The sequence below is a fragment of the Streptomyces sp. W16 genome (genome assembly GCF_033194735.1).
GTDB lineage: Bacteria > Actinomycetota > Actinomycetes > Streptomycetales > Streptomycetaceae > Streptomyces.
The window spans coordinates 1-18,719 of record NZ_JAWOAI010000163.1 but is presented as its reverse complement, the minus strand read 5'-3'; the positions used below and the strand labels follow the sequence as shown (position 1 = coordinate 18,719).

At 67.8% G+C, this 18,719-nt stretch carries 22 protein-coding genes; 8 read left to right on the top strand and 14 right to left on the bottom strand.

The genetic code is table 11. The features are described from left to right. Positions 1–276: 276 nt before the first annotated feature. From R6V09_RS22415 to R6V09_RS22390, 6 genes are all read right to left on the bottom strand, one after another. Positions 277–1,524: an IS256 family transposase gene (locus R6V09_RS22415; RefSeq protein ID WP_317883219.1), complete on the bottom strand. Its 1,248-nt coding sequence runs from the start codon at positions 1,522–1,524 to the stop codon at positions 277–279. Positions 1,525–1,936: 412 nt separating this feature from the next. Next, positions 1,937–2,824, bottom strand: coding sequence for an HNH endonuclease (locus R6V09_RS22410; protein WP_317883218.1), 888 nt, complete (start codon positions 2,822–2,824; stop codon positions 1,937–1,939). A 149-nt stretch (positions 2,825–2,973) separates the two neighbouring features. Further along, positions 2,974–3,699: an SMI1/KNR4 family protein gene (locus R6V09_RS22405; RefSeq protein ID WP_317883217.1), complete on the bottom strand. Its 726-nt coding sequence runs from the start codon at positions 3,697–3,699 to the stop codon at positions 2,974–2,976. A 165-nt stretch (positions 3,700–3,864) separates the two neighbouring features. Continuing rightward, positions 3,865–4,245, bottom strand: coding sequence for a hypothetical protein (locus tag R6V09_RS22400; protein ID WP_317883216.1), 381 nt, complete (start codon positions 4,243–4,245; stop codon positions 3,865–3,867). Beyond that, positions 4,245–4,673: an ATP-binding protein gene (locus tag R6V09_RS22395; protein WP_317883215.1), complete on the bottom strand. Its 429-nt coding sequence runs from the start codon at positions 4,671–4,673 to the stop codon at positions 4,245–4,247. The genes R6V09_RS22400 and R6V09_RS22395 overlap by 1 nt, the downstream gene beginning before the upstream one ends. Before the next feature lie 46 nt (positions 4,674–4,719). Further along, entirely contained in the window at positions 4,720–5,136 is a 417-nt protein-coding gene (locus R6V09_RS22390; RefSeq protein WP_317883221.1) for an NUDIX hydrolase, read from the bottom strand. A gap of 107 nt (positions 5,137–5,243) precedes the next feature. Between R6V09_RS22390 and R6V09_RS22385 the strand changes: the two genes are divergently transcribed. Both R6V09_RS22385 and R6V09_RS22380 read left to right on the top strand, forming a co-directional pair. After that, positions 5,244–6,032: a GntR family transcriptional regulator gene (locus R6V09_RS22385; protein WP_317883214.1), complete on the top strand. Its 789-nt coding sequence runs from the start codon at positions 5,244–5,246 to the stop codon at positions 6,030–6,032. A gap of 14 nt (positions 6,033–6,046) precedes the next feature. Then, positions 6,047–6,328, top strand: coding sequence for a DUF3027 domain-containing protein (locus tag R6V09_RS22380; protein ID WP_317883213.1), 282 nt, complete (start codon positions 6,047–6,049; stop codon positions 6,326–6,328). Between the two features lie 103 nt (positions 6,329–6,431). Here the strand turns inward: R6V09_RS22380 and R6V09_RS22375 are convergent, their stop codons facing one another. The 6 genes from R6V09_RS22375 to R6V09_RS22350 all read right to left on the bottom strand — a co-directional run bounded on the left by R6V09_RS22375 (position 6,432) and on the right by R6V09_RS22350 (position 10,889). Next, on the bottom strand, positions 6,432–7,262 hold the full coding sequence (locus R6V09_RS22375) for an alpha/beta fold hydrolase (RefSeq protein WP_317883212.1): 831 nt from the start codon (positions 7,260–7,262) through the stop codon (positions 6,432–6,434). A 361-nt stretch (positions 7,263–7,623) separates the two neighbouring features. After that, complete coding sequence (locus R6V09_RS22370; protein ID WP_317883211.1) at positions 7,624–8,547, bottom strand: helix-turn-helix domain-containing protein; 924 nt, start codon at positions 8,545–8,547, stop codon at positions 7,624–7,626. Between the two features lie 23 nt (positions 8,548–8,570). After that, complete coding sequence (locus R6V09_RS22365; protein WP_317883210.1) at positions 8,571–9,230, bottom strand: TOPRIM nucleotidyl transferase/hydrolase domain-containing protein; 660 nt, start codon at positions 9,228–9,230, stop codon at positions 8,571–8,573. 84 nt (positions 9,231–9,314) lie between these two features. Further along, positions 9,315–9,803: a hypothetical protein gene (locus R6V09_RS22360; RefSeq protein WP_317883209.1), complete on the bottom strand. Its 489-nt coding sequence runs from the start codon at positions 9,801–9,803 to the stop codon at positions 9,315–9,317. A gap of 128 nt (positions 9,804–9,931) precedes the next feature. Beyond that, positions 9,932–10,168, bottom strand: a complete 237-nt coding sequence (locus R6V09_RS22355) for a hypothetical protein (RefSeq protein WP_317883208.1) — start codon at positions 10,166–10,168, stop codon at positions 9,932–9,934. A gap of 121 nt (positions 10,169–10,289) precedes the next feature. After that, positions 10,290–10,889, bottom strand: a complete 600-nt coding sequence (locus tag R6V09_RS22350; RefSeq protein WP_317883207.1) for a VanZ family protein — start codon at positions 10,887–10,889, stop codon at positions 10,290–10,292. A gap of 131 nt (positions 10,890–11,020) precedes the next feature. Between R6V09_RS22350 and R6V09_RS22345 the strand changes: the two genes are divergently transcribed. Together R6V09_RS22345 and R6V09_RS22340 are read left to right on the top strand one after the other, a co-directional pair. Then, positions 11,021–12,250 (top strand): sensor histidine kinase, encoded by a 1,230-nt coding sequence (locus tag R6V09_RS22345; RefSeq protein WP_317883206.1) that lies wholly within the window; start codon positions 11,021–11,023, stop codon positions 12,248–12,250. Beyond that, positions 12,247–12,906 carry a response regulator transcription factor gene (locus R6V09_RS22340; protein ID WP_317883205.1) on the top strand — a complete coding sequence of 220 codons (660 nt, stop codon included), beginning with the start codon at positions 12,247–12,249 and terminating at the stop codon, positions 12,904–12,906. The genes R6V09_RS22345 and R6V09_RS22340 overlap by 4 nt, the downstream gene beginning before the upstream one ends. A 27-nt stretch (positions 12,907–12,933) precedes the next feature. Here the strand turns inward: R6V09_RS22340 and R6V09_RS22335 are convergent, their stop codons facing one another. Together R6V09_RS22335 and R6V09_RS22330 are read right to left on the bottom strand one after the other, a co-directional pair. Next, on the bottom strand, positions 12,934–14,439 hold the full coding sequence (locus R6V09_RS22335; protein ID WP_317883204.1) for an amino acid ABC transporter permease/ATP-binding protein: 1,506 nt from the start codon (positions 14,437–14,439) through the stop codon (positions 12,934–12,936). Between the two features lie 6 nt (positions 14,440–14,445). Next, entirely contained in the window at positions 14,446–15,267 is an 822-nt protein-coding gene (locus R6V09_RS22330) for an ABC transporter substrate-binding protein (RefSeq protein ID WP_317883203.1), read from the bottom strand. Between the two features lie 182 nt (positions 15,268–15,449). Here R6V09_RS22330 and R6V09_RS22325 point away from each other — a divergent pair, with 182 nt between their 5' ends. From R6V09_RS22325 to R6V09_RS22310, 4 genes are read left to right on the top strand one after another with little or no spacing between them, the layout of a single operon-like run. Continuing rightward, entirely contained in the window at positions 15,450–16,154 is a 705-nt protein-coding gene (locus R6V09_RS22325; RefSeq protein WP_317883202.1) for a GntR family transcriptional regulator, read from the top strand. Continuing rightward, a complete protein-coding gene (locus R6V09_RS22320) occupies positions 16,151–17,053 on the top strand; it encodes an urea carboxylase-associated family protein (protein WP_317883201.1) in 903 nt (300 codons plus the stop codon). The genes R6V09_RS22325 and R6V09_RS22320 overlap by 4 nt, the downstream gene beginning before the upstream one ends. Positions 17,054–17,110: 57 nt before the next feature. Continuing rightward, positions 17,111–17,680: an RNA polymerase sigma factor gene (locus R6V09_RS22315; RefSeq protein WP_317883220.1), complete on the top strand. Its 570-nt coding sequence runs from the start codon at positions 17,111–17,113 to the stop codon at positions 17,678–17,680. Further along, positions 17,677–18,324, top strand: coding sequence for a hypothetical protein (locus tag R6V09_RS22310; RefSeq protein WP_317883200.1), 648 nt, complete (start codon positions 17,677–17,679; stop codon positions 18,322–18,324). Before R6V09_RS22315 ends, R6V09_RS22310 begins: the two co-directional genes overlap by 4 nt. Positions 18,325–18,719 lie beyond the last annotated feature (395 nt).

Here is an 18,719-nt window from a genome sequence, read left to right as displayed (position 1 = left end):
CTGCTCACGCCGATCACGCTCCTCGGCTGTCAGCCCACCGCCATCGGGATACCTCACCCCTCCGGCATAGCGCAGCCGACGCCAACCGTCACGACCAGACGTAACCCGCACCGTTAAAGATCTCTAGCGCTGGATCCTGCTCGTCCGTGATTCCCGTGGTTCCCCGCAGGATCTGGCACGCGAATGGCACGACTCGTTCGCAATGGAGAGCCCTGGGTGGTAGTTCGGTCTTGGCGCCTGAGCCTCAGCCGGATGGTGTCCCGCCGAGTGGTGTAGTCACTGGTCGAGCTGATTCGGTTTCTGCTGTGGTGGAAGCTGGGGATCGTCCTCGGTCGGTTGCGTCGTGAGGAGTTCGGCCATGGAGGCTTCGGAGAGGTAGCGGCGGTCGAAGACCTGCCATTCGTCGTGGAGTTCGGCCAGGACCGCGGCGGCCAGCCGGTCGAGGGCGGCGGGGTTGGGGAAGACCTGGACGACGTCGGCCCGCCGTTTGACCTCCCGGTTCAGCCGTTCCAGCGGGTTGGTCGACCAGATCTTCTTCCAGTGCGCCGGCGGGAAGTCCGCGAACGCGGTGATATCTGTCGCGGCGTCCAGCAGCATCCTCTTGACCTGGGGGAACTGCCGTCCGAGCATGTCGGCCACCACGTTCAGCTGGGTGCGGACGGCCTCGCCGGTGGTCTGCGCGAAGATGGTGCGGATGGTCGCGGCGACCATTTCTCCTGAACCCTTCTCGATCACGCTGAAGACGTCTCGCACGAAGTGAACTCGGCATCGTTGCCAGGCCGAGCCGAGGAAGACGGTGCGGATCGCGGCCACCAGGCCGCTGTGGCTGTCGGAGATGACCAGCTGGACGTTGTCCAGGCCGCGGGCCCGTAAGGAACGCAGGAACTTCGTCCAGAACGGCTTCGACTCGCTGTCGCCGACCATCAGTCCGAGGATCTCGCGGTGGCCGGTCACGGAGATGCCGGTGCCGATGACCACAGCCTGGGACACGATCCGGTGGTTGACCCGGGCCTTGCAGTAGGTCGCGTCCAGGAAGACGTAAGGGAAGACGGTGTGGTCCAGCGGCCGCTCCTTGAACGCTTCGAGTTCGGCGTCGAGTTCGCCGCAGATCCGCGACACCTGCGACTTCGAGATGCCGCTGTCCGCCCCGAGTGCTTTGACCAGGTCGTCGACCGAGCGGGTCGAGACGCCGTGCACGTATGCCTCCATCACCACGGCGAACAGGGCCCGGTCGATGCGCCGGCGCCGCTCCAGCAGTGAGGGGAAGAACGATCCGGTCCGCACCTTGGGGATCTTCAGGTCGAGGTCGCCGGCCTGGGTGGTCAGCAGCCGCTCGCGGTGGCCGTTGCGCCAGGTAGTGCGCTGATCGGAGTGCTCGCCCGGGGCGGCACCGATGGTCTCGGTGGCTTCGGCCTCGATGAGTTCCTGCAGGATGCGCTCGCACAGCATCCTGATCGTCTCAACTCCGTCGGCCGTACGTAGTGACTCCAGCAGCCGCATCAGGTCAGACTGGGACAAGGCCATCGTGCACTCCTCCGGTTGAACTGCCCGTTCACCAGGGAGACTTGCGCGATGGCCTGCCCTTGTTCAGGGAGCAGGCAGCAGCAGCGGATGCACGCCCCGGGCAGACACCCGCGCGTTCACGAACCTTGACCGGCTACACCACTTCGCGGGACACCATCCTCAGCGACGACAGTCAGCCACGATGGCGGGTGTGCCGACCGATTAGGCGCGCGTATGTCTGGCTGCACTCCCACCGGCCTCGGCCACGCTGCTGATGCCGTCGACCAGAGCAAGTAGTGACGGCGGACGCGTGGCAGTGTGGCCTTCGGTGACGACCTCTTTACCTCGAAGCAATTTGGGCTGGTGCTCTGACACCTCTCCGGGCCGTCCTGGGGACTTCTCGGTTCTCGACGCCCCTTCCGCTGCGGGTCGGTCAGAACCATCGCTGATATTGCTTGCTTGTTGGCTCCAATCGGGCGGATTTTTTATTGTTGCAGCTCTCACAGAGGAGTTGGAGATTGGTAACGTCGTTTAGGCCGCCTTCGGCCAGCGGGACGATGTGATCGTAGTTCTCTCTACTGAAAGGATTGAGGAGTCCAGATATGTCTTTCTTGCATTTTGTGCAGATCCCTCGATCCCGAAAAAAGATGGCACGGCGAGCCCACATTGGGATGTGAGTTCGCCGCATTCTCCCGGACTTGGTGTAGAACTTCATCAGTTGCGGATGGTCCGGTTCTAGGTACTCCATGCTGTCGTTCAGTACATGGTATGCCAGGTACTGATGGAGATTCTGGAGGGCGACCCGGTTCGTAAACATGACGAAAAAGACTTCATCAGAGATCTTGTGGAGCAGGTCGTTGTAGACTTGCGTCATCTGCATCTCTTGGAAGTACTCGTAGCAAGCGTTTCTCAACTCGGGCGCATCGGTTGTGTAAATGACGCCATTGTCTTGCGTTTTTTCGACGGGCGCTATCTCTGGTATCTCCCAGAGCACCTCGTCTTGAATTCCATATGTGACGAGTGCCTCTTCAAGCGGGAGTGTCCACTTGGGGTGCACCGGGTCGCCACCAAAGGCAACTTTATATTTTCCCGAGTTATCGTCCTCCAGCATAATTTCTGCTGCATATCGGATGAATTTATGCAGGGCGGTATCTTTTTGCCAGTGGGGAATGAAAGCGCAAATGCCACAATCAAGGGTGAGTGCTTCTAGTTCGCGAAGATAGTTAATGTGGCTATTCGCGTATGTCTCCACAAGGCTGGCTATGCGGTATGTATCCAGGTACTCGTGCTGGATCCACTGGGCATCTCTGTTTGTGGCCAAGTTTCCCCCTGATCTGTTTAGTCAAGTATATGAACCTGAGTTCGACCGCCCCAGCCGTGACATACCCCTTCGCTGGCCTCAGGCGGCTGATCGCGCGGGGAGCGGAGCGAGCCGCCTTGATGCTTGACTCCGCTTGCCTCGGCTTGGGGTCAGCAGACCCACGGGCCAGGGAGCTCTGCACGGATGGCTTCGAGATCGGCAGGTGTGCGTCCACGCGCGTGAATCCAGGACTGGTCCTTGATGCCGTCCCGGCGTATCAGTCGGCCGGGAGCCGCATACCAGCGCACCGGTGAATCGTCCTTGCTCGCCCACATCGGATGATCGGGCAGGTCTACCTGCGCATAGCGAGCGTGGAGGCTCGGCACCAGCGCCTCCGGGAGCTCGCAGGCGTCGTAGAGGCTGTCTGTTCCGAAGAGCGACTCGCTCAGCACGAGTTCTACCCAGGCCAAGGACATCCGATTGAAGAAGGGAATCCAGCCCTCGCGCGATTCCACCACCACCGGCGGATCCTCCTGCTCGATCTCGTTCAGTCGGATCCCCCAGTGCGCGCAGTCCTGGTTCTCGCGCCGAAAGACCAGAACACCGTTCAAGGCGTCATCGACGTAGAGCCCAGTTGACCGGACCAGTGGGTCCTGCTGCCGGGTCAGGTCCTCCCGCCGGCCGAAGAGATGAAGACCTTCGCGCAAGGCGGCCGGGAGTTCGAAGCCCAGATCGGCTTCTGCAGCAGCCAACTCGTCCTCGGTGCAACCGTCTTCCGACTGCAGAGGGCAACCCATCCACGCGTCGGCGAACCAACGCACGAAGTCCCATGCCTGGGAGCGAGTTTGCACTCCTCCTCGCAGCACCATCGACACGTCGTCAGGGTCGTCCGGCATGCCGAGGACGCTACCGCCCCCTCCATCACCCGACCGCTCGGGGGAGGCATCGGGGGCCGGCCTCGTGACCGTTTACGCCTCGACTTGGCCCACTGACCACTTGAGATGTCGAGGTCAGACATCTCAAGTTTCACCCGACGTCGATCTGTCAATCATCGACTGAACCTAGACATTGGTCGGGTGGGGCTTGAAGTCATGTGCACAGGCGGGGAGTTCGGTGCCTTGGCGGTTGGCGAGCGGTAGGAAGAGGACGGGGTGGATGGTCCAGGTGATGCGTGTGCCGGTGTGGGTGATGGACACGGTGCAGGGTTCCGAGCGTGGAAGTGCTCGGCGTGTTTCGATGCGGCCGTCGTAGAGCCACTTCCATGCCTTGTCCGTCGCGTAGGTGTCGAGTGCCGGAGAGAGGGTGCGGAGAGCGACTGCCACCCATCTGCTGGCTTGGGATGCCGAGTAGGCGTCCAGGGAGCCTCGTAACGTCGGCGGCGTTCCCTTCGTGAGGTCTTCGGTCCAGCACTCGCACCAGTAGCCGGGCTGGGATTTGTCCATCAATACGGGTGTCCTCCCGTGCGCGGTGGTGTGAAGAGTTCCGCGGTGACCGTGTGGCCGCCGTCGCTGTCGTGGACCACGACCCGGTGGGCGATGGCGCTGACCATGCCCAGCCCCCGACCGTGCTCCGCGTCCTGGTCCTGGTGCTCGACCTTCGGAGCCGCACCGGTACCCCCGCCATCTGTGACGGACAGAGCGATCACCTGCGCCGACACCGCAAGCGCCAGGTGGAAGCTGCCGGCCTCCCGGCCACTCGCCGTGTGCAGGATCGCGTTTGCGCTCAGCTCGCTCACGATCAGTTCGGCGTCGTCGGCCAGGGGTGAGCCGCGCAGGATGTCGCGGGTCCAGCGGCGGGCCCGGCTGACCTCTTCCGGGAAACCTGGGCAAGTGAGTCCCCAGACCCGCGCAGTGCTCGTATACTCGTGCATACAAGTTCCTTCGTGCTGGTAGGCCGCCATGTGCAGCGGGTTCGGGCTAGACGAGTTTCACGCCGTCGTGGGCGCGGATCGTCGGCGGGGATGTTCCGTCGAGGGAGTCGAGTGCGTCCAGGACTCGGATCGCGTATGCCTCGTCGGCGAGTTCGGTGACTTCTGTGCGGGTGGCCCAGTGCAGGGCGTGGGTCTCGTCGCCTGTGGTGGGTGTGCCGTCGGCGGCCTGGCAGCGGAAGACCAGGGAGACGATCAGCCCGGTCATGTTCTTGTAGACGCCGGTGAGGGTCGCGGGGAGTGCGATCTTGATGCCGGTCTCTTCGAGGACTTCGCGCTGGAGGGCCTCGGGGATGGTTTCCTCGCGTTCGAGGACGCCGCCCGGGGGTTCCCACTTGCCGTTGTCGCGGCGCTTGATCAGGAGGGCGCGGCCGTGGTCGTCGACGATGACTCCGGCGACGCTCACGGAGTGCGGGCGGTCCATGTTCACGTTCCTCGGGTCTCCCGTGTGGCTCGGCTGCCCACCGTAGCAACTACACTCGCCCACTCGTCTAGATATCTAAAGGAGTACGTGTGAACTCCGTTCCGTCCGGGCTTCTCGGTGATCTCGATCCCACGAGTGATCGTGCGGTCTTCCGGCAGATCGCCGACCAGTTGCGTGAGGCCATCGACCGTGGGCGGTTCGGGGAGGGGGACAAGCTGCCCTCCGAGGCTGACCTCGTCGAGTACTACGGGGTGTCCCGGATGACCGTTCGTAACTCCTTTTCCGTCCTTCAGGGGGAAGGGCTCGTGCACGCCGAGCACGGGAAGGGGGTCTTCGTCCGGCCCCGGCCTCCTGTGCGGCGGCTTGCCTCCGACCGGTTTGCCCGGCGGCATCGTGAGCAGGGGAAGTCCGCGTTCATCGTCGAGGCCGACGCTGTTGGTAGTCATCCGCAGGTCGACAGTCTGGAGGTCAAGGAGGAGAAGGCCAGCCAGGACATCTCCACCCGGCTGGGTTCCGTACGGCGTGTGCTTGTTCGTCGGCGGCGGTATCTGCTGGACGGGAAGCCGGTCGAGTTCGCGACCTCGTACCTTCCGCTCGACATCGTGCGTGGTACGCAGATTGCCGAGCCCAATCCTGGCCCAGGCGGCATCTATGCCCGTCTCGAAGAACTCGGCCATCGCCTCGACCACTTCGAGGAGGAGATCCGGGCTCGGATGCCCTCGCCGACCGAGGTGAAGACTCTTCGGCTCGCCGCAGGGGTTCCCGTCATCCATCTCGTCCGGACCGCATACGACACCGAGCTTCGGGCTGTGGAGGTCTGCGACACGATCATGGCGGCCGATGCTTATGTGCTCTCCTACCAACTCCCCGCGACCTGAGTACGGTTCGTGACATGGGTGGTGGAACGTGGACCGGCGACGACCGCGTACACAATGACGCTTGTCACGAGCGCTGGTTGCCGGTGCGGAACAGGGCCACGGGCCGGCCCGGATATCGCGACGACTGGCACGACGCGCAGTGCGGTGGTTGTCGGTTCTGGGTCGCGTTGAGTGGGGAGTTGGGGCGGGACTGGGGAGTCTGCACTCACGCCGGCTCGGCGTTTGACGGGCGGGTCCGTTTTGAGCATGACGGTTGCGAGTTGTTCGCCGCGCGGGAGGACGGTTCCTTCGGCTGAGGTCGGCTGAGGTCGGTTGAGTTGGGCTGATCGTCATGTGGAGCAGAAAGGCCCAGGTCATCGACCTGGGCCTTGGCTGTACGGCTGTGCAGCTGAAGCACCCTCAGTCCGTCGACCCCGGCTTCACCACCGTGTCCACGAAGTCGCCGATCGCTCCCAGCGTCGCGCCCAGTTGCTCGATCTGGGGGAAGTGGGCCGCGTCCGCGATCGGGACGAAGCGGCTGTTGGGGAAGGAGTCGGCGTAGCCGCGGCCGTACTTGAGGGGGGCTATGCCGTCTTCCTCGCCCCAGATGACCAGGACCGGGACGGTCACTCGGTGGAGGCGGGCGCGGAGCTTCGGGTCGTAGGTGAAGTGTTCGCCGCCGTACACGGCCAGGGTCTTCTGGTTGGCGGCTCCCGCGGCGCGCTGTTCGTCGGTGAACGACGCGAAGTCGGGGCGGAACTCGGCCTTGGCGAAGGAGAGTTGGCTGATGTCGGCCGGGGCCATGTTGCGGGGGTCCACGACGCGGTTCTCGACCATGTGGGCGTGGATGCCGACCGCGTTCAGCAGGGTCAGGGCGCCGATGCGGCCCTGGTTGTCGCGCAGGGCCATCTCCGCGGCGATCCAGCCGCCGACGGAGTTGCCGATCACCATGACGTCCTTGAGGTCCAGTGTGTCGAGCAGGTCCAGGTAGGCGATGGCCAGGTCGGCGACGGTGTCGAAGCGGTCCGGGCGGGGGGTGCCGTCGAAGCCGGGGTGGATCGGGGCGACGACGTAGACGTGTTCGGAGAGGGCGGCGGAGATGCCGGCCACCGTGCGCGGGCCCGCGCCGCCGTGCAGTACCAGGACGCCGGTGCCCTCGGTGTTCTCGCCGAACTCCTGGATGGTGACGGTGAGTCCGCCGGGGAGGGCGACGGTACGGGTGGGGGCGGAGGAGGTGGCGGAGGTGGGCATGGTGAGGTCCTTTTCGCTTGGCTCGCTCGGGCTTTGCTGCTTGCTGAGAGCTGGCTCTCATGAATGTAGGGGGTGGGCTCTCTTTATGCAAGTCCACTCTCATGATGAGAGTTGGGTGTGCCCGGTAGGGGTGTCAGATGGCGGTATGGGTTCGCTTGGTGCTCAGCGCTCGGAGCTCTGCTGATCAGCGTCAGGGACGGCGTCTCCCGGGCCCCGTGACGGCAGGCGAAAGTACCGGCGGCCGGTCGGGCGTTCCCCCGCGCTGTCCGACCGGCCGTCGGTTGTACGAGCCGTACGAGCCTTGCGCGTTACGCGAGTTGCGTGATGTGCGCGGGCCCTACGGGTCGTACGGGTGGAGACGCTATCGGGTGGTAACCGGACCGGTCTTGGAAGAATTTGCACTCAGGGAGAGGGGTGTCGGGCGGGGTGTGGCGCGGGGTTTGGGGACGGCCAGTGCGCCTTCCACCCTGCGGGCGGCCAGCATCTGGCCCGGGGTTGTTCCGGCGATGGCACGGAACTCGCGGTTGAGGTGGGCCTGGTCGTAGAAGCCGCAGGTCGTCGAGATCTGGGTCAGGGTTGTGTTCCCGTGGCCGAGCAGTGTCACCGCGCGGCGGAAGCGGAGCACCCGGGCGGACGACTTCGGGGTCAGGCCGATCTGTTGGGTGAAGCGGCGGATCAAGTAGCCCTGGCTCCAGCCCACTTCGGCGGCTATGCGGGAGATGGGGATCGTTCCTGCGCTTGCGGCGAGCAGTCGCCAGGCCTGGGTGACTTCGGGTGCGGGTTCCGGGCCGCGCCCCAAGCGGGCGAGCAACGCCCCGTCCAGCAGATCGAATCTGGTCGTCCAGTCCTGCGTGGCCGCCATCCGGTCCACCAGGGTCTCCGCCTCAGGGCCGAGCACGTCCCGGATCTCGACGGCCAGGTTCGTCAGCTCGCTCATCGGTATGCCGAACAGCCGGTAGGCGCCGAGTGGGGTGAACTCGACGCGGATCGCCTCCTGGCCGCCAGGGTGCACGCAGATCGCGGGCCGGTCCTCCAGGCCCACGACCAGCGATCCGATACGCCCGCTGCCGCCGCCCGGCATCCCTAATCGTCTGACCTCGGAGAACGGCTCCGCGAGGCTGATCACCAGGGTCGCCCGCCCGCTCGGCACCAGCCGGGCCTCGTACGGCGAGGTCACCGCGTCCCAGTAGCCGGCACAGCTGCGCAGGAACGGCCGTAACCCTGGATGCCAGGGGCGGGTGAGCCGCCACAGCCCGCCGGCCCGCGCTATCTGGATCGCACTCAAACGGGTCTCCCCTCACTTTGTGGTTACAGGGTGTTGAGCAGGTCGTCGAGGGGGGTGGGGGTGCGGTCGGGGGTGAGGGCCTCGACCAGGACTCGGCCGTAGTGGATCTTGCGGCCCGACGTCGTGCCGAAGAAGCGTCTCAACTGCTGCTGGATGGGGCGGCCTTGCTGGGCGGGCTGGTTCAGGAAGGTGCGCAGGGGGCGCAAGTCGCCCTCCGCGTCGATGAGTTCGGTCACCCGGGTCGGGCCCAGTGCGCGGATCAACTCGTCCTCCAGGTCCGCCGCGCAGACGAAGAAGCCCTGTTGTGGTGCGCCCACGCTGTCGAAGGCCCGGGCGTAGTAGGGGCGTTCGCGTTCGTCGCACAGGCCGGTGAGGCGCAGGCCCAGGCCGGACGGGGACGGGCCGAGGAGGCGGGCGTAGCGGCCGACGTTCATCGCGCCGCCCATCGACAGGACGCAGACCCCTTCGGCGGCCAGGTCCCGGCCACGGACGGTGGCTAGGGCGTTCACGGCTGCGACGTCGCTGGGGCCTTCGAGGAGTACGGCCACCCGGACGCCGAGTTCCGCGGCCAGCTCACGTGCCGATGCCTCGTGCGCCGGGTCACCGGGGTCACCGGACGCCGCCCATACCGCGACCGCTTCCCGGAACCTCGCCATTTCCGCCGTGCTCACCATGCCGACCATGAAATGAGTCTCCGCCCCGCTCCGGCCGATCCGGTAGGGATTTTTCGCCGGGCGGAGGGGCAACTGGCCGACAGGGCGCCCTTGTTACGCGTCCGGCAGTGACTCCGCGAGGTGTTCCCAGGCCGTGTGCACGTCCTCGCCGACGATCCCGAACTGGGTGATCACGGCCACGCAGCGGCCGTTCTCGTCGTCGAGTTCCAGTGCCGAGGTCGGGCCGTGTGCCGCCGTGGAGCGGACGAGGTGGCAGGCGTGGACGGCCGTGAGGTCGAGTTCCACCGAGCTGTCCGCCACCGCCGCGAAGACACGTCCGCCGACGGTTCGGTCCGTGACGTGTACCCGGCCCGCGCACGCCTGCATGGCCGACGGGGCGAACACCGCGACGCCGATGGGCAGTCCGACCGAGCAGACGTGGTCCAGCACCGAGGCCACGACGTCGACCTCGATCGGACGGTACGTCCCACCGCGGTAGTGGTGGAACGCCGATCGTCGAGCGATCCCACCGTCCACCAACACCGCGTCCAGCTGGGCGAGTTGGTCGCCGTGCTCCCAGGCGGCCGGGACCTCGGGAGCCAAGGACGGCAGCCCACCGGCCCCCGCCCCCGCCTGAACTGTAGGTGCCAGCCCCGCCAGCAAGCGGTCGCCCTCCGACAGCAACTGGCCCTGGTGCACGGTTCGTCCGGCCGGGTCGAGGAGTCGTAGGGCTACGGCGTTCTCGTCAGCGCGCCGAAGAACTCCACCGACAGGTCGACGCTGACGCCCGCGCCGTCGCCGACACCCTCGGCGGACTTGCCGCCGCGGTGCGGGATGGCGCGGAGCGCCTCGTCGCCCTTGCGGATCACGTCGTGGCTCGGCGTCCCGTCGAGACGGGTGAGGAAGCCGACACCGCAGTCACTGTGGTCGCGGGCAGGGTCGTACAGACCGAAGGTCGAGTGATTCACGTGCCCGTCCTGTGAGCGGGGTGCGGCTGAGGACGGCCAGGCTGCGTCGGTGGAGCGCTCGCCGCGGGCGGACCGGTGTGACGGTCAGGGCCCTGAGTGGTGCGAGTAGATACAGTAAGGGTTACCTAACTTCTGCCGCAAGTGTGTGGCCTGCACCTATCTGCTCGCCGTGCAGGGCGAAGGCGCGCACGATACCGGCCGTCGCCGAGACGCGGGACGCCGAGCGGATGACCAGGTAGCCGACCATTCCGCCGAGGGTGTTGGCGATGAGGTCGTTGACGTCCACCGAGCGGGCGTCGTTGAACAGGACGTACATGAGGCACTGGGTGACCTCGATCGACGCGCTGACCAGCGCGGTCCAGGCGGTGACCCGCCACAGCGAGGAGGCTTTCGCGGAGACGAGGGGGAGCAGCATCCCGAACGGAACCAGCATCAGCACGTTGGGTACGAAGCTGAAGTCGGCGGTGATCAGCGGGATGAGCTGGAGCTGGTTCTCCCACGGCATCTGGTTCGCGTACTTGCCGTAGGTCACGGTGATCGGAAGGATCGTGAGGCCCAGCACGCCGGCGAGGTAGACCGCGCCGGCCAGTCGGGTCAGCGCCTGTCTGCCGCCCCACCCGGGCTTCCCCCGCACCGCGTTCACGGCCAGCAGCACGCAGAACGCCGCCAGCAACGGGCCCAGCACGGTCGCGGAACCGATCTCGAATTGGACGTTGCCCATGGTGATGCTCCTCGCTGATGCGGACGGACGGCCACTTTCGCCCGCCGCACCCCGCGCGCGGATCTCCCGAAAGGCAGATCCTGAGCGGCTCGCTACGACTTTTGGCCGACCCCCCGGTTACGCTCGCCGCCATGAGGTTCCGGTGGTGGCTGCGGCCGCGCGTGGTGGTGTGGCCGCTGGTGGCGGCGCTACTGCTCGCCCTGGGACTGTTCGACCACCGCTGGGGCATGTTCGACGACACGACGATCGGCCTCCTGAAACTCGGGTCCGCCCTGCTGGCGGTCGCAGTCCTTCTCGCCTCGCCCCGGCTGGGACCCCGAGCGCTGCCGGTGTCCGCCGGTGTCGCGGCGGCGGCGTCGCTGGGCACCACCATCGCCCTCCATGTCGTCTCGGCGCGGCCCGTCGGGGAGAACGGGATCTATCCCACGGAGCCGTACGGCCTCACCGAACCGGCAGCGCTGCTCGGGCTGTTGACGCTCGTCGTGTGGCGCGGGAAACCGGTACCGGCGGCGGTGACAGCACTGGCACTGATCCCGGCGATCGTGCTGCGCCCGCTCGCGGAGGGAGTGAAGGAGACCACCGCCGTCATGGCGTTCTTCTTCACCCTGGCGGCGACGGCGGCGCTGGGTGTCGGCCTGACGGTACGCCTGGTGACCGATGACAGACGGCGCCGGGAGGCCACCGTACGACTGGAACAGCGCGCCGAGTTCGCCAGGGACCTGCACGACTTCGTCGCCCACCACGTCACGGGCATCGTCGTCCAGGCGCAGGGGGCCCGCGCGATCGCGGTCGGACGACCCCAGCTCGTGCCGCCCGCGCTGGAACGGATCGAACAGGCCGGCGTGGAGGCGCTGACCTCCATGCGCGCCATGGTCGGAATGCTGCGCGACGCGGACCGGCAGGAAGACCAGGGGGATCGTGGGGACCAGGGGGACATGGACGGTCCCGCGCTCGCGCCGCTGGCGGGGATCGACGAAGTGCGGTCCCTCGTCGAGGAGTTCGCCCCGGTCGGCGGTGGCCGGGCGCTGTTGCGGATCGAGGGCGCGTTCGACGAGCTGCCGGTGGAGGTGATCACCACCGTGCACCGGGTGGTGATGGAGGCGCTGACCAACGTACGCAAGCATTCCCGCGACTTCACCGAGGTGGAGGTGTGCCTGCTCCGGTCGGCGGGCCGGGTCCTGGTGAAGGTGACGGACGACGGCCGGCCGCGGCCTGCGCTGGGTCACGCCCTGGGCGGCGGGTTCGGACTGAAAGGGCTGGCGGAACGGGTGGAGATGATCGGCGGCAAGGTGGAGGCGGGCCCCGGAGCGGTCGGCGGCTGGAGCATCGAGGCGACCATGCCGGTGGGGAAGGCCGCATGACGATCCGCGTACTGATCGCCGACGACCAGGCCATGGTCCGCACCGGATTCTGGATGATCCTGGCGGCCGAGGACGACATCGAGGTCGTGGGGGAGGCGGCGGACGGTGTCGAGGCGGTGGAACTGGCCGGACGACTCCGGCCGGACGTGGTGCTGATGGACATCCGCATGCCCCGGCTCGACGGGCTTGAGGCACTGCGCCGGCTGACCCGTCCCGGCCTGGTCGACCCGCCCAAGGTCGTGGTGGTCACCACCTTCGACGACGACGAGTACGTCCACCGGGCCCTGCGCGACGGTGCCTGCGGCTTCCTCCTCAAGGACTCAGGACCCGCGCTCCTTGTCGAGGCGATCAGGGCGGCGGCCTCCGGAGACGCCCTGGTCAGCCCGTCCATCACGCTCCGCCTCCTGCGCGGCCTGTCCGGCCCCGCCTCGCCCGGACCCCGCGAACCCCGGCCCACCGAACTGTCGGCACGCGAGACGGACGTCGTACGGCTCGTGGCCAAGGGCTCCACCAACGCGGAGATCGCCGCCCGGCTGTCCATCTCGGTGGGCACGGTGAAGACCCACCTCAGCAACGTGCAGACCAAGCTCGCCGCCCGAAACCGCGTCGAGATCGCCGCCTGGGCCTGGGAGAGCGGCCTCGTCGACCAGCGCTGACGAGCGTTGTCCCGCCGCGCCGCTCGGTCACGGGGCAATCGTGATCGCCGCGAAGAACCGTTCCAGGCGCGGTTCCCCGGAGTTGTCGAAGACCGTCTCGGGCGGGCCCTGGACGAGGACGCGGCCCTGGTCCATGAAGACCACCCAGTCCGCTACCTCACGGGCGAAGCGCATCTCGTGGGTGACGACGACCATCGTCGTGCCGTCGGCGGCGAGTTCGCTCATCACCGACAGGACCTCGCCCACGAGTTCGGGGTCGAGGGCCGAGGTCGGCTCGTCGAAGAGCAGCACGCTGGGGTCCATCGCCAACGCGCGGGCGATGGCGACGCGTTGCTGCTGGCCGCCGGACAGCTGGTGCGGGTACTTGTGCGCGTGGGCGTCCATGCCCACCTTGCGCAGCAGCTCCCGCGCCCGGCGCTCGGCAGCGGATCGGCCTTCGTGGAGCCGCTGTTGGAGCGGGGCGAGGGTGATGTTCTGCAGGGCGGTCCGGTGCGGGAAGAGGTTGAACCGCTGGAAGACCATGCCCACGCGGCGCCGCTGGGCGGCGAGTTGACGGTCCCGGCCGCCCATCGGCCGGCCGTCGATCTCCACGCTGCCGGCGTCGGGCTGTTCGAGGTGGTTGAGGGTGCGGACGAGGGTGGTCTTGCCGGAACCGGACGGGCCGATGACGGCCACCACCTCACCGCGGTGCACATCGAGGTCCACCCCGTTCAGGACGGACACCGCGCCGAACGACTTCCGAAGACCTCTGGCGCGTACGACCGCCTCGCCCGAGTGCGGGACACGGGGCCGGGTCCGCCGCGGCGCGGTCGGCGCTCTGTCCTCCTGGATGTCGCCAACTGCCGCCTTCGTACGGCGCTTTCGCACGTCCAGGCGGCGTTCGAGGAGAGCCCGGAGCCGGTCGAAGAGGGTGACGAGCAGGACGTAGTAGACCGCCACGGCGAGCAGGGTCTCCAGGACGAGGAAGTTCTGGGTGTAGAGGCGCTGGCCGACCAGCAGGAGTTCGGCCAGGGAGATGGAGCTGACCAGGGAGGTCAGTTTGAGGATGCTGATGAACTCGTTGCCGAGTGCGGGGAGGGCGACGCGGAACGCCTGCGGTACCACCACATGGCGTTGGACTCCCGCGTAGGGGATGCCGAGCGCCTGCGCGGCCTCGCCCTGGTCCTTGCCCACGGCGAGCAGTCCGCCGCGGTGGATCTCGGCGGTGTACGCGGTCTCGCTGAGCACCAGCGCGACCAGGCCCGCGGCGAAGGGGCTCGACAGGAACGGCCTCAAGTCGGGGAAGAGCTGCGGGGAGTTGTAGACGAAGATCAGCAGGACCAGCAGCGGCAGACTGCGGAAGAACCAGACGTACGCGCCGGCCAGCAGCCGTAGCGGACGCAGCCGGGACTGCTGGGCGAGGGCGACGAGCAGGCCGAGGGCGGTGGAGATCACCCAGGCGGAGACGGCGAGTTCGACGACGAGCAGGGCCGCCCGCCACAGGTCGGCGTCGCCGAACAAACCGATCGTGTAGTGCCAGTCGAAGCTGCCCATCGTCTGTCAACTCCCCTCTGCCTGACCGAGGTTGTACTTCTTCAGCAGCTCGGCGTAGGTGCCGTCCTGCTTGAGCTTGTCGAGTGCGGTGGTGAGGGTCTTCTTGAGGGCGGTGTCGCCGCGCTTGACCGCCAGGCCGGACTGGACCGGGTAGATGAGGGCCTTGCTGGAGATGGTGAGCCTGCCGTTCGTCTTGTCGGCGGCTGCCTTCGCCACGGCACCATCGGTGACCTGGGCGTCGACCTGACCGGACAGCAGCGCCTGAGTGCCCTCCGGATCGGTCCCGAACTCCCTTACGTCGACGGCCTTTTCACCCTTCGCCCTGCACTGGGTGCTCGCGTCGCCGCGCAGCTTCTCGACGATCTGCCCGCCCTTGATGACGGCGACCGACTTGCCGCACAGGCCGGTGACCACGGTCGGCCGGTAGCCGCCCGAGGCCTGCACCACGATCGAGTTGCCGGTGGTGAAGTACGGGATGAAGTCGACCTGCTTCTTCCGCGCGTCGGTGATGTACAGGTCGGAGGCGATCACATCGAAGTGACCGGTGCCGAGCCCGGCGATGAGCTGCTCGAACCGCGTGTCGACGAACGTGGACTTCAGCCCGGACGCCTTGGCCAGGGCGCGCGAGATGTCCGGGTCGAAGCCCGCCGGGGTCTTGCCGTCCAGATAGGCGTACGGCGGATAGGTCAGGTCCGATCCCACGGTCAGGGTGCCGGCGGTCATCGTGCCCGAGCCGTCGGTCCCGCCGCCCGAGGAGGAGCCGGTCGAACAGCCGCACAGGGCGAGGAGCAAGCCGGCGGTGATGGAGGGGAGGAGGGTCACGCGCATGAGGGGCCTCTCGACCGGGAGACTGAAACCGACAGTGAAACTGTTGAACAATCTGGCTGCTGATGATGGTGACGGGTCGGTGTTTCAGTCAAGTAAAAGGTCGAAATTTCCTGGATGCCGTCCGTGAGGCGGGCGATTCCTGGCTCTGTTTTGTTCAACAGATCGTGCGATAGGGTGAGGGCATGTCGACTCTGAACGGCGCGGCGGCCTCCGCCGGGCGGCCCGTCCTGGTGACCGACGTGCTGCGCGAACGCATCGTCGAGGGCGAACTGCCACCCGGCACCCCGCTGCGGGACGTGGCGCTCTCCGCCGAACTCGGGGTCTCCCGCAACACCCTGCGGGAGGCCCTGCGCACCCTGCACGACGAGGGCCTGGTGGTGCAGCAACTGCACAAGGGCACCGCGGTGAAGACCCTGTCCGCCGAGGACGTGACGGACATCTACGTCGCCCGCCGCACCCTCGAACTCAGCGCCGTCGACGCGAGTCCGCTCGCGCCGGAACCGCTGCTCGACGCCATGGAGGCCAAGGTCACCGCGGCCGAACTCGCCGTCGAGGCAGAGGCATGGGACAAGGTCGGCACCGCGTCCCTGCGCTTCCACCAGTCGCTGGTGGCCCTGCTGGGCAGCGCCCGCCTCGACGGCTTCTTCCGGGTCACGATCGCCCAACTCCGCCTGGCCTTCGCGGTGATGGCGGACCAGGGAGCCTTCCAGGCACCGTGGGTCGCCCGTGACCGCGAGATCTGCGACCTGATCCGCGGCGGCCGGCGCACCGCCGCCACGGCCGCGCTGCGGCTCTACCTCGACGACTCGGAGCGGACGGTGCTGGACGCCGTACGCGCCAACTCCCGTACGAAGAGCACGACTTCGGCAGCGAAAGGCAAGCGATGACCTTCCGTACGGCACCCCCATCCGCCGCATCCGCACCCGCCGCATCCGCACCCGCCGCGTCCAAGGCCGCAGCCGCCTACCAGGCCGGTGAGGGTGGCGCCCTCGACGTCGACCGCGCCTTCTACGACCGTTTCGCCGGGGTGCGTCACGAACTCGTGGACTCCTTCGAGATCCCGATCCGCTCCGGCCGCGCCTGGACCGTCCCGCAGGGGCACCTGTGCCGGATCGTCACCGTCGAGGGCCCCCAGGTCGGCGATCTCAACGTGTGGAACCTGCACGACCCGCGCGAACGCATGTGGGCCGCCCGCACCCGCCAGTTGCAGCGCGCGCACATCTCCACCTACGACCGGATCTGGTCCACCCTGCCGTTCCTGCGCCCCCTGCTCACCGTCACCGCCGACACCCTCGCGGACTACGGGGTGGACGGCGACGGCGGACGCGTCCACGATCTGCTGGGCACCCGGTGCGACCCGTACGTCAACCGGATGCTCACCGGCGAGGACTTCGACTTCCACTGCCACTCGAACCTGGTTCGGGCCGTACTGCCGTACGGACTCACCGAGTTCGACGTGCACGACGTGCTCAACGTGTTCCAGTGCACCGGTCTGAACGACGCCGACCAGTACTTCATGAAGGACTGCCCGGCCCGCGCGGGCGACTACTTCGAGTTCTTCGCCGAGACCGACCTGCTGTGTGCGCTGTCGACCTGCCCCGGCGGCGATCTGTCCGTCCCCCTCTGGGGCCCGGACGCCCGCGACCCCCTGGACGTCTGCCGCCCGCTCGGCATCGAGGTGTACCGGCCCGACTCCGCGCTCGTGGCCGGCTGGACCCCGCCGGCCAGGGCCGCGTACGGCAATCTGCACGGGCTGCGGCGGCCCGAGTTCCGTGCGGGGGAATGATCCGGTCCGGCGGTGAAAGGATCCGGCCGGAGCCGGACAGGACAGGTCGTGGAATCGATGACGGAACAGGAGACGCGCCGGATGCGGCGGGCGCGTTTCGAGGGGCTGGCCCAGGTGGTGGTGGAACCGCTGCACCGTTATCTGCTGCGGCGCGCGAGCACCGAGACGGCCGAGGACGTCCTCTCGGAGACGCTGCTGGTGCTGTGGCGGCGCCTCGACGACGTTCCCGGGCTCGGCGACGATGTCACGCCTGACCCTGATGACGTACTTCCGTGGTGCTACGGGGTGGCTCGGGGTTGCCTGGCGAACGCCCGCCGTGCCGACGGACGCAGGCTCCGTCTCGTGGAGCGGTTGATCAGGACCCAGGAGCGGGCTCCGCAGGAAGCCGCAGAGCACGGCGAGCTGCACGCCGCGCTCGATGCCCTCGGGGCGGCGGACCGCGAGGTGGTGCGGCTGTGGGCGTGGGAGGGGCTGGCGCCGCGGCAGATCGCGGAGGCGACCGGGTCGACCCCCAACGCGGTGAGCATCCGGCTCCATCGGGCGAAGGCGAGACTCGCCGCCCAGCTGGGGCGAAAGAATGCCGGACGGCCCGGACACAAGAGTGATGAAGGAAGGAGCGGTCAGTGAACGACGACGAACTGCTGGCCCGGCTGAAGGCCGCGGACCCGGCACTGACCAGTAGTGCTCCGCCGCCCGACATCGATCGCCTTGTGGAGGCCACCTTGAGCACCGTCACACCCACACCCACAGCCCCTGCCAACGCCGGTGTGCCCGCGGTACGGTCCCGCCGTCACCTCCTGGGACTCGCGGCGTCCGTCGGTCTCCTCGTGCTCGGCGGCGGCATCGGGGTCGGAGTCATGGCGCACGACGGCGGCGGTACGGCGAACACGGGCGGCGGCGGCACGGTGAACAAGGGTGTCAGCAGCGGCAGTTCGGCCGCCGCCGGGACCCTGAGGCTCACCGCCGCGGGAGGCTCCGCCAAGTGCGTGGAACCCACCCCCGACACCCTGCGCAAGTACCCGACGCTCTTCGTCGGAACGGTCACGTCCATCAAGGGCACCGTGGTCACCTTCCGCGTCGACTACTGGCTGAAGGGGGGCAGCGCCGGCACGGTCGTCCTCGACAGCGACACCAGCCGCCCGGAGTCGCTGACGTTCAGTGACGGCGACCGCTACATCGTGGCCGCCGAGGACGGCGTCGTCCCGGTGTGCGGCGCGAACGGCGCCTCGGCCGACACCGTCGCCAAGCTCCGCCAGGAGTACGGGAAGTGATCGCCGGCCCCGGCCACCGCAGGGCGCCGGCGCGCCGGTGGCCGGGGAAGTCCGCGGTGTGACACGGCTCCGGTACCTCCCCGCCGATCTCGCGTCCGGGGCAGGGGCGAACGTCCGTCCGATCGAGTGGACTCGCGGGGACGCGTAGCGCGGGAGGACGCTCCGCCGGGCTCCGGATGGTGGCGTGGCCCCCTCAGCCCCCAACCGGAAGAAGCGCCCCGGCATGCGACGTACTCCTTCCCGACGCCTGGTGGCAGCCGCGCTGCTGGCGGCGTCCGTACTGATCCCTGTGGCGGGGACATCCGCCGTAGCCACGACGGCCGCAACGGCGACCGGCACCTCCGCGGTCCACCTCACGGGTGTCGGCCGGGACGGCCGGCACGACTGCCCGGCGG